A 12813-nucleotide genomic window follows, 5' to 3' on the forward strand; every position below is an offset into this window, starting at 1 on the left:
GTGCCACCGGGCCACCCTACGCGGACCTGCGCGACGGCCCAGAACTAGTGTGATCCGGGCCAGAGCTCGGCAGAGGGGGTCACGCATGGATCCGAGTCCAGAGACATTGCTGGATCTGCACCGGCGCATGGTGCGGATCCGCCATTTCGAGGAAGCCGCCGGCCCGCTCGCCGAGCAGAACCGGCTGCCCGGTTTCTTGCACCTGTACGTGGGGGAGGAGGCCGTGGCCGCCGGGGTGTGCGCCAACCTCGACGATGACGACCAGATCAGCTCGACCCACCGGGGCCACGGGCACCTGGTGGCCAAGGGAGGCGACTACAGCGGGATGATGGCCGAACTGATGGGCAAGGCCACCGGCTACTGCGGGGGCAAGGGCGGCTCCATGCACATCTGCGACCTCGACTTGGGAATGCTCGGCGCGAACGGCATCGTGGGCGGCGGCGTGCCGATCGCCGTAGGCGCCGGGTTCGCCAACAAGTACCGGGGCAGCGACCGAGTCTCGGTGGTGTTCTTCGGCGACGGCGCTTCGAACATCGGGGCCTTCCATGAAGCTGCGAACATGGCGGCTGCGCTGTCGCTGCCGGTGCTGTTCGTGTGCGAGAACAACGAGTACGGCGAGTTCACGCCCCGTGATCGCACGATGGCCATCACCGATGTGGTCGACCGCGCAGCCGGGTATGGCATGCCCGGAGCGATCGTGGACGGCATGGACGTGGTCGCGGTATGGGAAGCGGCCCACGAAGCCGTCAGCCGGGCTCGCCGGGGTGAGGGTCCCTCGTTCATCGAGGCCAAGACCTACCGCTTCTACAACCACCATGGCGTGCAGACCCTCGGCATGAAGTACCGCTCCGATGACGAGCTCGAACAGTGGAAGCAGCGAGACCCGATCGAGCTGTTCGAGGATCGGCTGGCAACTGCCGGTGTGCTCGACACCGACGGCGCTCAAGCCGTGCACGACGCAGCGGAGGCAGATATCGAAGCGGCGATCGCGTTCGCCGAGGAGAGTCCGCTGCCCGATCCCGACAACCTGCTGGTCGACGTCTACACGCCGGCCGCGTACTCAGGAGCCACCTCATGACACCCCCAGCCGACACTGACGAGCGCCGCATCGCCTACGGAACCGCCTTCACCGAGGGGCTGGCGCAGATGATGGACGCCGATCCGGACGTTTTTGTGGCGGGCGAGGACGTGGGCCGAGCCGGGGGAGTGTTTGGTTCGTTCCGCGGCCTGAACGAGCGCTTCGGCGACATGCGAGTGGTGGACACGCCGATCAGCGAGCAGGCCATCGTGGGTCTGGGCACCGGGGCGGCAGTGAGCGGCCTGCGCCCGGTCGTCGACGTGATGTTCATGGACTTCATGCTCGTGGCCATGGACCAGATCGTGAATCAGGCGGCAAAGCTGAAGTACATGTTCGGCGGCAAGGCAACGCTGCCGATGACGATCACCACCAGCGCCGGGGCAGGGCTGTCAGCGGCGGCCCAGCACAGCCAGAGCCTCGAGGCGATGCTGTGCCACATCCCGGGTCTCAAGGTGGTGATGCCGTCGAACCCGTATGACGCGAAGGGTCTGCTCATCTCGTGCATTCGCGATGACAACCCCACCGTGTTCGTGAAGCACAAGCGCCTGCTGGGACTGAAGGGCGACGTTCCCGAGGACCTGTATGAGATTCCCTTGGGCACGGCGCAAGTTGTGCGACCGGGCGACGACATCACGGTGGTGACCTACGGCCGCATGGTGCACGAGGCGACGTCGGCGGCAGATGCGCTGGCCGCAGAAGGCATCGAGTGCGATGTCATCGATCTGCGCACCCTCCAGCCGCTGGACATGGACACTGTGGTCCAATCAGCTCAGCGAACCAGCCGGGTCGCCGTGGTGCACGAAGCCGTGCGGTTCGGCGGCCTCGGTGGAGAGATCGCTTCCCAGATCGCTGAGGAAGCCTTCGACTATCTGGATGCTCCGATCGAGCGCGTCGGCGCGCCATTCAGCCCGGTGCCGTTCAGCCCCGTGCTCGAGAAGGAATGGGTTCCCAACGCCGAGATGATCGGCGAACGGATCCGGGCACTAGCGGCGGCGTGAGCCAAGCTGCCGACTCGGCGGCCGGCCCAGTAGTCGGAATCGTCGCCAACCCGCTCGCCGGCAATGACATCAGGCGGTTGACTTCGGGGGCAACCCCGATATCAGACGCCGTCAAGATCGGCGCGATACGGCGCGCCGTGGTGGGTGCGATCGAGGGCGGCGCCGAGCGTGTGCTGATCAGCGGCGACCGGGCACGGCTGGGGGAGCGTGCGCTGGCGGGATTGGAAGTGCCCGGATTGGTGGAGGTGGCCGAACCGCATGGCTGGCACACCGGGCGTGACTCGCAGATGGCCGCCGCGCAGTTTCGTGACGAGGGCGTGGGGGCCATCGTTGCGCTCGGCGGCGATGGCACCCAGCGTGATGTCGCGACGGGTTGGCGCGAAGCACCGCTGGTGCCGCTGGCGGTCGGCACCAACAACGTCTTCCCAGTCCAGACTGAGGCCACAGTCGCCGGCTTCGCTGCGGGAGCCGTGGCGAGCGGCCACGCCGATGCGGCCGAGGTGACGTGGCAGGCGAAGATCATCGACATCACGACGGAGGGAATGCAGCGCGCGGAGATGGCGCTCGTTGATGTGTGTCTCGTGAGGGGCGCGTTCGTGGGAGCACGCGCCATTTGGGATCTGGGGTCGGTGAGCGAGATCGTGGCCGCCATCGCCGAGCCCGACTCGGTTGGACTCGCCGCCATCGCTGCAGCCGTTGCACCCGTGGGCAGGAAGGAATCCGGCGGGGTGCATGTCGGCTTGGGGTGCGCGTCCGCGAATGCACGGGATGTACAGGGCTGCAGGCACATCCGAGCAGCGGTGATGCCCGGCACCTACTCCGACATCGACATCGCGCACTGCGAGCGACTGCGCTTCGGCCAGCCGGTCACTCTGTCGGGTCCCGGCGTGCTGACCCTCGACGGAGAACGCGAGATTGTGCTGGGCCGGGGCGAGAGGGCGGATGCCACCGTCAATCCGGATGGTCCGTACGTGATCGATGTGGGTGCTGCGGTTGCGGCAGCACAGCAACGGCGCTACCCCTTCGGCTCTGCGGTTGCGGGTCGCTGAGCAAAGGGACGCCGATGGCCATCGAGTTTGCAATGCCGAAGCTGGGCCTGACGATGGAGTCGGGAACGATCCTGCGCTGGCTCGTGCCCGACGGTGCCGAGGTCACCGCAGGGCAGGCAGTGCTGTTGGTGGAGACCGACAAGGTCGAGACCGAGATTGAGGCCTCGGGCAGCGGTGTGCTTGCCCAGACCGGCGAGATCGGCGTGGAATACCCCTGCGGCGTGCGGATCGGCTGGTTCCTGGAAACCGGCGAGGAACCTCCGGCGCCGGCCGATGTCGCGCCAGCCGCGGCGCAGGTGCAAGCAACGGCCGTCCCTGCATCTCAGCCCTCCCCGCTGCCTGTGCCCACAGTGCCGGTGCGTGCGCCAGGCGAGCGCATCTTGGCGTCGCCGGCGGCCAAGCGGCTGGCCCGAGAGCTCGGCGTCGAGATCGCAGCGGTTGCCGGAAGCGGGCCCAAGGGCCGCATCACCGAGCGAGATGTGCGAGCCGTGAGCGAGGCTCTGGCGGCACTGCCTGCAGCTGAGCCGGCTCGCATCACCGGATCCACGACACCCGAGCCAGGTGCGTTGGCGCAGCCGCCGGCAACCCTCGCTGCTCGTCAGCTCGCCGATCTGCTCGGTGTGGACCTTCGCTCCGTTCAGGCCAGCGCCATCGATGGACGCATCTCGCGTACCGATGTAGCCGCGTACGTCCGCACGTTGCTGGCTGACCTCAGCTCGCGGGCCGCCGGCGAAGACTCGGCTTCGTCCACCAGAGCGTTTCCGACCCAGGTTGCAACCGTTGCAACGGTGGCCGCGGCAGACGCATCGACGAGGTCTGCCACTCCTGCGCCGCCCCTGTCGCAGACCCCGGTCGAAGAGATACCTATGCGGGGGATGCGCGGTGTGATCGCCGAGCGCATGAGTGCGTCGCTCCGCTCGATGGCCCAGCTCACACTCACGATGGATGTCGACATGAGCGCCGTGGTGGCCGAACGGGCTGCACTCGTCGAAGCCGCTCGTGGCGATAACGCCGACGAGCGTGATGGGGGCGCAGATGCTGTCGCAGCGGTGGTGCCGGGCTACACGGATTATGTGATCGCTGCGGCGGCGGCTGCGCTCGTCAGGCACCCGCGGGTGAATTCTCAGGTCACTGACGATGCGGTTGCGCTCTTGGGCGACATTCACGTCGGGCTTGCTGTCGCGCTTGACGATGGGTTGCTCGTGCCGGTTGTCCGCCACGCCGACCGGCTCAGTCTCGATGAGATCGCCTCGGAGACCACGCGCCTCGCCGCTGGGGCCCGCGACGGCACACTCGGATACGACGACTACCAGGGCGTCACGTTTACCGTGACGGCCTTGGGCATGTTCGGCGTCGATGCCTTCACGCCGATCATCAACTCGCCCAATACGGCGATCCTGGGTGTGGGCCGCATCCGCGACGAGACTGATTGGTCGGCGGATGTTCCGGCTGCACTCCCGACGCTCACGCTGTCGCTGACGTGGGACCACCGGGCCTTCGACGGCGCGCCGGCTGCCCGATTCGCGGGCGCCGTACGGGACTGGCTCGAGTCCCGTTAGTCAGCTTCCCCCAAGCCAGCGTTGTTGGGCCTCAGCCCCTCGGCCCGCTCAGACGTCGACGTAGCTGCGCTTGGCGACTTCCTCGAGCATGACCTCGGTGGCGCCGCCGCCGATCGGCAGGATGCGGGCGTCGCGGCACATTCGCTCGATCGTCGACTCGCTCATGTAGCCGATGCCACCGTGGAACTGCATGCAGTCGTACATCACCTGGTTCACGACCTCGGCGCCGAGCGCTTTGACGCCGGACATCTCCTTGATGGCGTCGATGCCCTGTTCCTTGAGCCACGCTGCGTGGTACATCGAGGCTCGCACGGCGTCCACCTTGGCCTGATTCATTGCCATGCGCTGGCGAATGGCGCCCAAGTCGTACAGCGAGCCGTCGAAGGCCTTGCGCTGCTGGGTGTAGGCGTTGGTCAGGTCGATGGCCACTTGCGCGGCGCCGATGCCCATTCCCACGATCACCATGCGCTCGTTCTGGAAGTTCTGCATGGTGGCGTAGAAGCCCCGGTGCAGCTCCCCGAGCAGGTGGTCGTCGGGCAGCCACACGTCACGCAGCACCAGCTCGGCTGTGTCCGAGCAGCGCCAGCCGTGCTTGTCGAGCTTGCGCGCGACCTCGAAACCCTCGGTCCGGGCTGGCACCAGGAACATCGAGATCCCGTACCGGTTGTCGGGGTCGGTACGGGCAGCCAGCACCGTCATGTCGCCGTACACGGCACCCGTGATGAACGTCTTGGCACCGTTCAGCCGCCAGCCGTCACCGTCGCGCACGGCGGTCGTGCGCAGGCCTGCCACGTCCGAGCCGGCATCGGGCTCGGTGACACCGATGGACAGCATCGTGTCGCCGGACTGGATCGACGGCAGCCAGCGTTCGAGCTGCGCCTCGCTGCCTGCATTGAGCAGGTGCGGCAGCGCCATGTCGGTGTGCACCAAGATGTTCGCCTCGAAGCCCGCATAGGTCGACGTGCCCAATGCCTCGGCAAATGCAGCCGAGGCCAGCGGCCCGAGGCCCAGGCCGTCCCAGCGCTCGGGCACGCGCAGCGAGAACATCCCCAGCTCGCCCATCCGCTTGTAGATCTCGCGGGGGACCTGGCCCGTCTCTTCCCAGGCGTCGCCTGAAGGAGTGACCTCATTGGCGACGAACGCGGCGGTTTGGTCGTAGATCGCCTGCAATTCGTCGGTCATGTAGACGTTGCGGTGGGCCGGGTTGCTCACTGATTGCTCCGTGGGTCAGGCAGCCGGGGCTGAGCCCTGCTGCACCAGCTCAGCGAGCGGGTCACCGCGACGGAATCGCTCGAGCAGCACATCGGCGTCGAACAGCACCCCGATGGGGTTCTCCGCAAAGACCGGCCCGTTCATGAAGTCGATGCACTCGGCCATGGTGGGGAAGTTCTCAACCTGGAACTCCACTCCGTTGCCGTCGGGATCGGCGTAGTACATCGAGGTGGTCGGCCCGTGGTTGATAGTGCGCACCGGCAGGATGCCCTTGGCCCGCAGTCGCTCGTAATGGTCCATGAGATCGCCGAAGCTGCCCATGGTGTATGCGATGTGCTCCAGGGTGCCGTTGCGGGACTCGTAGCGGCCCGGCTGGCCGCGGTTGACGAATGCCATCCGGTGGTGCTCGTCGTCGTAGGAGATGAAACAGATGAACTCGCTCTCGTGGACGACCTGCGCACCCAGCACCGTGCACCACCAGTCCCGCACTGCCCCGATGTCGTCGGTGCGGAACACGCAATGAGCCATCTTGGTAGGCAGTCGAACCTGCGGAACCTCGGCTTGTGATGCCATGACAACTCCTCTGGGATGATCCCTCTGGGAGAACCTCTCTGGTTCGGCCGTCAGCGACGAAGACGACCGCTCAGCCTCAACAGTATCGGGAGTGTCTCGGCATGCTCCCGGGTGGCGGCGGTGTGCGTGACAGAATCGGCGCTCGTGCAGAGGGTGATCGCGCTGGACATGGAGGGCGTCCTGACGCCGGAGATCTGGATAGCGGTGGCTGAGCGCACCGGCATCGACGAGCTGCGGCGCACGACTCGGGACGAGCCGGACTACGACGCGCTGATGCGATACCGGATCGACGTGCTCAACGCCCACGGTGTGTCGCTCGAGCAGATCCGCGCCGTGATCGCTGAGCTGCCCCTGCTGGAGGGCGCACGGCAATTCCTTGACGAGCTCCGGCAGCGATGGGTCGTGGTGCTGCTGTCAGACACGTTCGAGCAATTCGACGATCACTTCCTGGATCTGATGGGGTATCCCCATTTGCTCTGCCACCGTCTTGACGTGGACGGCGGGCGCTTGGCGGGGTGGAGACGTCGCGTGGACGACGCCAAGCGGCGTGCCGTCGAGGCATACCGAGCGCTGAACTACCACGTGACCGCTGTCGGCGACTCCTACAACGATCTCACGATGCTGAGGGCGGCTGACGCGGCGACCCTGTTCCGATGTCCCCAGGCGGTGGCCGACGCGAATCCGGACCTGCCGTCGGCGTCCACCTACAGCGAACTGCTGCACTGGATCGAGAGCGTGCAGGTGCCGACTGCCCACTGAGCCTCAGGGCCGGGACGCCGGATACGCTGCGAGCCACATGTTCCCCACACAACGAGCAGGGACGGAGCGAAGCAATGGCGATTGAGGTCGGCGACCAGATTCCCGATGTGACACTGCGAGTACTGGACGAGGGCGGCATGCCTGCGCCCGTGCAGTCGGGCGAGATGCTGGGCAGTGGCAAGGTGGTGCTGTTCGGAGTGCCGGGGGCATTCACCCCGGGCTGCAGCAATGTCCACCTCCCGGGGTACATCGAAGGTGCCTCCGAGCTTGCCGGCAAGGGCGTCGACAAGATCGTCTGCGTCTCGGTGAACGATGCGTGGACCATGGGTGCGTGGGCCCAGGCTCAGGGTGCAGAGGGCATCGAGATGGCCGCAGACGGCAACGGCGAATTTGCCGAGGCGATGGGCTTGGTCATGGACGGCTCGGGGTTCGGCCTGGGCATGAGATCGCGCCGGTACGCCGCAGTGATCACCGACGGCACGGTGACAGCGCTTGAGGTTGAGGAAGGCGGCGGCGTCGACGTCTCGAGCTGTTCGTCCATGCTGGGGAAACTCTGATCCACGGCGGACGAATCTGGGACTGCGACGCCTTTGAGTGGGTGTCGCAGCGTTGATGAGAAGCCGGGCGACAACGAAGCGACCGGTGAAGTGAAGTCGGCCACCCACATCGGCTTCGACGTCGGTGGCACGAAGATCTTCGGCGTGGTGACCGATCACGGCGGCGCCGTGCAGCGGACCCTGCGCGAGCCGACACCCGACGGAGCGGGACCGCTGATGGATGCCCTGGCGGACATGACAGCGCGTCTTGGCACAGGGTCGCGCCCAGTTTCGGTCGGCGTCGGCATGGCCGGCTTGATCACGCTCGACGGTCGCATCACCGTGTCGCCCAATCTCGTCGATGTCGACGGGGCGGACATCGGGTCGGGCCTCAGCCACCTGCTGGACATGCCGGTGTTCCTTGACAACGAGGTGAACTGTGCCGCCCGGTGGGAGATGTCCGCTGGTGCTGCGCGTGGCGTTCGCAATGGCGTCATGGTGTCGCTCGGTACGGGGATCGGGGGAGCGTTCATGCTGAACGGCGAGGTGCTGCGCGGTTCAGGGGGGCTTGCGGGGGAGCCTGGGCACATGATCGTCGAGGCAGGGGGCCGCCAGTGCGCCTGCGGGCGACGGGGCTGCTGGGAGGCGTACGCATCCGGTTCCGCCCTGGATCGGATGGCTGTCGAGCGATTCGGCGAGACATGCCGCGGGCCAGAGGTGACTGCCGCAGCACGCGAAGGTGATGCTGGTGCGCTCGAGCTGCTGGACAAGTTCGCGTACTGGCTGGCGCTCGGCATCTCGAATCTGTGCATCCTGACCGACCCTGAAATGGTGGTCATCGGCGGAGGACTCAGCGAGGACTGGGATCTGCTAGCGCCGACCACCGACAAACACATGGCGGCGCTGCTCATCGGCCGATCGGCCGAATCCCGCCCCAGCATCGTTCCCTCCAAAGCAGGCGAGCTCTCTGCGGCGCTCGGCGCCGCGTTGGGCGGCGCGCAGGGTCACAGTGCCGCGTTGGGCGGCGCGCAGGGTCACAGTGCCGCATTGGGCGGCGCGCAGGGTCACAGTGCCGCGTTGGGCGGCGCCTCTCCCCGGTGACGTGAGACCGCTGCGCACGGCCGTGCTGGTGCTGTTGACAGCAGCGGCTGGCCTGCTGCCCACCGTGGCGGCCGTGCGCATGAACTCCTCAGCCGATGATGCAGCGACGCACGCGGCCTCGCTCCGTACTCCCGTCTTGGCCTCCACACTGGATGAGCCTGTGCTGGACGGCCCCGGTGGCACCGAATCAGAGACACTGATGCTGCCACTGCTCCGGGCCGAGCGCGCTCCCGACGCGCTGTGGCGAGCGGCACAACAGCACCACATCGGCAACGAGATGACCGCGTTCAGTTCCGATTGGCCGGAACCGCACTGCCTCGCTGTCTGGATCGATGGCGTCGAAGTGTTCTCCAGCAACCCCGATCCGGTGATACCCGCATCGGTGCAGAAGCTCATCACTGCCGCGGCAGCGTTAGCCGTGGTCGACGCCGATGAGCGGCTGGTCACCCAGGTGCTGACCGATGCGGAGATCGTCGACGGCGTCCTCGACGGCACCGTCTGGGTCGTCGGCGGCGGTGATCCGCTGATCATGACGCAGTCCTACGCAGATTCTCACCGGCGCCAGCCACAGCTGCGCACCCCCATGGAACGCCTCGCTGATGACCTCCTCGGGCTCGGCATCAAGACGCTGCGGGGCAAGCTGATTGCCGATGAGTCTCGCTATGACACGACGCGATTTCCCGAGACGTGGCCGCAGCGGTACATCACGCAGCTCAACAGCGGCCCGCTGTCGGCCCTGAACTTGAACGACGGCATCACGGGCTTCACGACAACGCTGTCCGCAGCCGAGCACCCGGCGCGCTGGTTCGTGTCCACGTTGGCAGATCTGCTGCGTGTCCGAGGCGTTGCGGTGGACGTGGAGATTGACGTGTCAACGGCGCCGAGCGGCATGAGCGAGATTGCTCGCCTCACCTCGCCCCCGCTGGTAGAGATCATCCAGCAGATGCTGCGTGAGAGCGACAACACCACTGCGGAGATGATGCTGCGCGAGATCGGTCTGCGGAGTGCCGGCGAGGGCTCCACGCCGGCCGGCGCGGCAGCTGCCGAGCGGATCGTGTCGGATCTGCTGCCCGACCAGTCCCGGCCCGCAGTAGTGGACGGTTCGGGGCTGGATCGCCAGAACATGGTCACGTGCAGCTTCCTCGCCGCGCTGCTGGATCATTTCGGCACCGAGGGTGCCTTCGCGGCGGGGTTGCCGGTGGCGGCACGCACGGGGACGCTGTCACACCGGTTCGCCGAACATCCCGCAGCCGGTCGGCTGCATGCCAAGACCGGGCTGCTCACCGGTGTGAACGCTCTCGCCGGGTTCGTTGAGACCGACAGCGGGACGGTGACGTTCGCGCAGATGCTGAACGGCGTTCCGCCCGAGGGCCGCCTCGGCCTGGAACTGCAGGAGTCATTGGCCGGGCAGCTTCTGCGGTACCCCGTGGGTGACGCCGTCGCCCTGCGAGGATTGACCCGTGCCCCCGCCTGAGATTCGGCCCATGTTCCCTCTCGGGTCGCCGCTGCTGCCTGGCGCCGTGCTTCCGTTGCACATCTTTGAGCCTCGGTACCGGGCACTCGCGCGACGGTGCACCAGTCACGATGACCCATTCGGCGTCGTGATGATCGAGCGCGGCAGCGAGGTCGGCGGCGGCGATGTGCGCGCCGATGTGGGTTGCCTGGCCGCCATTGCCCAGTACCAGGAATTGCCTGACGGACGCTGGGTGATGCTGGCCACTGGCGATCGGCGGATCAGGATCGTCGAGTGGCTGGTCGACGACCCCTATCCCCGGGCGCTGGCCTGCGATTGGCCCGACGATCCTGCGGACGTGCCCGCCCACGAGCGCACGGCGGTCGTGGCACGACTGCGCCGTCTGCGCGCTCGGGCATCTGAGATCGGAGCGCTCGGAGTGACTGCGGCCGAGTCGGCTGCCATCGACGATCAGCTCGCGCTGCTCGCAGCAGCGCCCGCTGAGGCATCAGCGTGGTCGTTCCGGCTCGCGTCCCTCGTGCCCGCCGGCCCGTTCGACCGTCACAGCCTGCTGTGCGCTCCGGACCCCGCCAGCCGGGTGCATGTCATCGGGGAGATCCTCGACGGCGTGGAAGAACTGCTGGGCGAACGGTAGCGTCGCCGTGACTGTGCCTCGACGAGACTCCGGACTGCGAGCCGAGATTTCCGAATTGGCCGGCATGCTGCGGTCCTACGTCGTCCAAGAGACGGTGGGCCCGCTGCGCGGGCTGGGCAGGTATGTGCTGTTCGGGCTCATCGGCGGCATCGGGGTGAGCCTGGGATTGGTTTTCGGGGCTTTGGGGGTGGTGCGCATCCTGCAGGCCGAAACGGAGCTCTTCAATGCGAACTGGTCATTCGTTCCCCATGTAGCTGGAGCGGCCTTCCTGCTGCTGGCGATTGCGCTGCTGATCCGCGCTATCCGGCCGAAACGCACCGATTCCGCTGCGCCGGATCCGATCGCACGGCGGGCCGATGACAATGCGGCAGGGGATGACGATGGCTGACAGCAACAGGGGCATCGGGGCGGGATCGAGCACAGATGACGAGCGCATCACACCATCGGACATCTCTGATCGCGTGCGGCAGCTCATCGGCGGTGCGGGTGACGCAGCCGAGCAGGTGTCCAGCGCCGCTGTGGCAGTAGCTGCCGCCGTCGGTACCGGCCTCGTGTTGGCGGCATTCCTGTTCGGCCGTCGCAGGGGCCGTCGACGCAGCACGCTTGTCGAAATCGTCCGGGTGTAAGGGGCTGACCCCCATGGCGCAGAGGCTGAGGCGCATGCCGGCCCGAGCCACCGATGCGCTGTGGCGACGGGCGCGGGCCGGAAACGGGGTATGGCTGGCTGCGGCGATCATGGCAAGCGGGTTGCGGTTGTTTGTTCGATGGTCCAAGCGCGAGCGCGAAGTGGTCTATCGCGGCGAGTTGGCACCGGGCGAGCAGATCATGATCCGTCACGTGCCACCGGATGGCGACGGCGGCAGTTCGGCGGCGGAGGTGGCGTGAAGCAACCTGACGAACTGGAGGACGGCGAGCTTCAGCCCGGAGAGCTGCAACCCGGAGAGCTGCAACCAGGCGAGCCGGTGCTGATGGTCGACAGTCGGCAGCGTCGGTATCTCGTGGCACTGCGCGCTGGCGGCGAGTTTCACACTCATGCTGGCGTCGTGCCGCACGACCAGATCATCGGCACGCCCGAAGGCTCGGAGTTCCGCAGCGGATCGGGTGCCCGCTTCGTGGCGCTGCGCCCGACGCTCGCTGATCAGGTGCTGAAGATGCCGCGCGGAGCGCAAGTGATCTATCCCAAGGATCTCGGTGCGATCTGGATGCTGGCTGACATTCGAGCCGGAATGACGGTCTTCGAAACCGGTGTGGGCTCAGGTGCCCTGTCGGCGACGCTGCTCCGCTGCGGCGCCTGTGTCACCGGCTACGAGCTGCGGGAGGACTTTGCTGAGCGAGCTGTCCAGAACGTCGAGAGCATTGCCGGCGCCGAGGCGCTGGCTCGCTATGACGTTCAGCTCCGCGATGCCTACGATTCGGTCGATCCGCCGCACATCACTCCATCGCAGTGCGATGCCGGGAAGGGGGCTGCCGGAGCGACGGCTTCCTCCGAGCACTGGTACGACCGAGCCGTACTCGACATCCCCGAGCCTTGGCGTGTCGCGGTGCACTTGCCCGAACGGATGCGGCGCGGAGGGATCCTGGTGGCGTACAACCCGTCAGTGACGCAGGTGCAGCAGCTGCGTCGGACGCTGGACGACGGACCGTGGGCGCTCATCGAGACCATCGAGGTCATGCACCGGAGCTGGCACGTCAAGGGGGCATCCGTGCGACCCGATCACCGCATGGTCGCCCACACCGGCTTTCTCACGCACGCCCGATTGACCGAGGCGTGACAGGAGCCTGGGCCTCACTCAGCGGCTCGGCCTGCGGGCACCAGTCGCGACCGCAACGTCGGGTCACA

The 12813-nt window shown here is 67.0% G+C and carries 15 protein-coding genes; 13 read left to right on the top strand and 2 right to left on the bottom strand.

The genetic code is table 11. The features are described from left to right. Positions 1–85: 85 nt before the first annotated feature. Genes ACOGI5_RS12240 through ACOGI5_RS12255 form a run of 4 tightly spaced genes read left to right on the top strand, consistent with a single transcriptional unit; the run spans position 86 to position 4684 of the window. Positions 86–1078 carry a thiamine pyrophosphate-dependent dehydrogenase E1 component subunit alpha gene (locus ACOGI5_RS12240; RefSeq protein ID WP_419864689.1) on the top strand — a complete coding sequence of 331 codons (993 nt, stop codon included), beginning with the start codon at positions 86–88 and terminating at the stop codon, positions 1076–1078. Beyond that, positions 1075–2076, top strand: coding sequence for an alpha-ketoacid dehydrogenase subunit beta (locus ACOGI5_RS12245; RefSeq protein ID WP_419864690.1), 1002 nt, complete (start codon positions 1075–1077; stop codon positions 2074–2076). The genes ACOGI5_RS12240 and ACOGI5_RS12245 overlap by 4 nt, the downstream gene beginning before the upstream one ends. After that, positions 2073–3125 (top strand): NAD(+)/NADH kinase, encoded by a 1053-nt coding sequence (locus tag ACOGI5_RS12250; protein WP_419864691.1) that lies wholly within the window; start codon positions 2073–2075, stop codon positions 3123–3125. The genes ACOGI5_RS12245 and ACOGI5_RS12250 overlap by 4 nt, the downstream gene beginning before the upstream one ends. A 14-nt stretch (positions 3126–3139) precedes the next feature. Beyond that, positions 3140–4684, top strand: coding sequence for a 2-oxo acid dehydrogenase subunit E2 (locus ACOGI5_RS12255; protein WP_419864692.1), 1545 nt, complete (start codon positions 3140–3142; stop codon positions 4682–4684). Between the two features lie 48 nt (positions 4685–4732). Here the strand turns inward: ACOGI5_RS12255 and ACOGI5_RS12260 are convergent, their stop codons facing one another. Both ACOGI5_RS12260 and ACOGI5_RS12265 read right to left on the bottom strand, forming a co-directional pair. Next, the gene (locus ACOGI5_RS12260; RefSeq protein ID WP_419864693.1) at positions 4733–5896 is read right to left on the bottom strand and encodes an acyl-CoA dehydrogenase family protein; all 1164 of its coding nucleotides are present in this window, start codon (positions 5894–5896) and stop codon (positions 4733–4735) included. Positions 5897–5911: 15 nt separating this feature from the next. Continuing rightward, a complete protein-coding gene (locus ACOGI5_RS12265) occupies positions 5912–6469 on the bottom strand; it encodes a VOC family protein (protein ID WP_419864694.1) in 558 nt (185 codons plus the stop codon). Between the two features lie 126 nt (positions 6470–6595). Between ACOGI5_RS12265 and thrH the strand changes: the two genes are divergently transcribed. The 9 genes from thrH (at position 6596) to ACOGI5_RS12310 (ending at position 12745) form a co-directional block, all read left to right on the top strand. Then, positions 6596–7228: a bifunctional phosphoserine phosphatase/homoserine phosphotransferase ThrH gene (thrH, locus tag ACOGI5_RS12270; RefSeq protein ID WP_419864695.1), complete on the top strand. Its 633-nt coding sequence runs from the start codon at positions 6596–6598 to the stop codon at positions 7226–7228. A gap of 74 nt (positions 7229–7302) precedes the next feature. Then, positions 7303–7785: a peroxiredoxin gene (locus ACOGI5_RS12275; protein ID WP_419864696.1), complete on the top strand. Its 483-nt coding sequence runs from the start codon at positions 7303–7305 to the stop codon at positions 7783–7785. A 90-nt stretch (positions 7786–7875) separates the two neighbouring features. Next, positions 7876–8865 carry an ROK family protein gene (locus ACOGI5_RS12280; RefSeq protein WP_419864697.1) on the top strand — a complete coding sequence of 330 codons (990 nt, stop codon included), beginning with the start codon at positions 7876–7878 and terminating at the stop codon, positions 8863–8865. Between the two features lies 1 nt (position 8866). Next, positions 8867–10339, top strand: coding sequence for a D-alanyl-D-alanine carboxypeptidase/D-alanyl-D-alanine-endopeptidase (gene dacB / locus ACOGI5_RS12285; protein ID WP_419864698.1), 1473 nt, complete (start codon positions 8867–8869; stop codon positions 10337–10339). 10 nt (positions 10340–10349) lie between these two features. Next, positions 10350–10973, top strand: a complete 624-nt coding sequence (locus tag ACOGI5_RS12290) for an LON peptidase substrate-binding domain-containing protein (protein WP_419864699.1) — start codon at positions 10350–10352, stop codon at positions 10971–10973. Positions 10974–10980: 7 nt separating this feature from the next. Then, positions 10981–11361 carry a hypothetical protein gene (locus ACOGI5_RS12295; RefSeq protein WP_419864700.1) on the top strand — a complete coding sequence of 127 codons (381 nt, stop codon included), beginning with the start codon at positions 10981–10983 and terminating at the stop codon, positions 11359–11361. Next, a complete protein-coding gene (locus ACOGI5_RS12300) occupies positions 11354–11599 on the top strand; it encodes a hypothetical protein (protein ID WP_419864701.1) in 246 nt (81 codons plus the stop codon). Before ACOGI5_RS12295 ends, ACOGI5_RS12300 begins: the two co-directional genes overlap by 8 nt. Before the next feature lie 34 nt (positions 11600–11633). Further along, complete coding sequence (locus ACOGI5_RS12305) at positions 11634–11858, top strand: hypothetical protein (protein WP_419864702.1); 225 nt, start codon at positions 11634–11636, stop codon at positions 11856–11858. Further along, the gene (locus tag ACOGI5_RS12310; RefSeq protein ID WP_419864703.1) at positions 11855–12745 is read left to right on the top strand and encodes a tRNA (adenine-N1)-methyltransferase; all 891 of its coding nucleotides are present in this window, start codon (positions 11855–11857) and stop codon (positions 12743–12745) included. The genes ACOGI5_RS12305 and ACOGI5_RS12310 overlap by 4 nt, the downstream gene beginning before the upstream one ends. Positions 12746–12813 lie beyond the last annotated feature (68 nt).

It is taken from the genome of Candidatus Poriferisodalis sp. (assembly GCF_965208925.1).
In the GTDB taxonomy this organism is placed as follows: Bacteria; Actinomycetota; Acidimicrobiia; order Acidimicrobiales; family Poriferisodalaceae; genus Poriferisodalis.

What these genes read in the sequence shown, in the direction of transcription:
- ACOGI5_RS12255 (WP_419864692.1), top strand. Translation starts at nt 3,140, where the DNA reads ATGGCCATCGAGTTTGCAATGCCGAAGCTGGGCCTGACGATGGAGTCG.
- ACOGI5_RS12240 (WP_419864689.1), top strand. Translation starts at nt 86, where the DNA reads ATGGATCCGAGTCCAGAGACATTGCTGGATCTGCACCGGCGCATGGTG.
- ACOGI5_RS12275 (WP_419864696.1), top strand. Translation starts at nt 7,303, where the DNA reads ATGGCGATTGAGGTCGGCGACCAGATTCCCGATGTGACACTGCGAGTA.
- ACOGI5_RS12245 (WP_419864690.1), top strand. Translation starts at nt 1,075, where the DNA reads ATGACACCCCCAGCCGACACTGACGAGCGCCGCATCGCCTACGGAACC.
- ACOGI5_RS12265 (WP_419864694.1), bottom strand. Translation starts at nt 6,469, where the DNA reads ATGGCATCACAAGCCGAGGTTCCGCAGGTTCGACTGCCTACCAAGATG.
- ACOGI5_RS12305 (WP_419864702.1), top strand. Translation starts at nt 11,634, where the DNA reads ATGCCGGCCCGAGCCACCGATGCGCTGTGGCGACGGGCGCGGGCCGGA.
- ACOGI5_RS12300 (WP_419864701.1), top strand. Translation starts at nt 11,354, where the DNA reads ATGGCTGACAGCAACAGGGGCATCGGGGCGGGATCGAGCACAGATGAC.
- ACOGI5_RS12290 (WP_419864699.1), top strand. Translation starts at nt 10,350, where the DNA reads ATGTTCCCTCTCGGGTCGCCGCTGCTGCCTGGCGCCGTGCTTCCGTTG.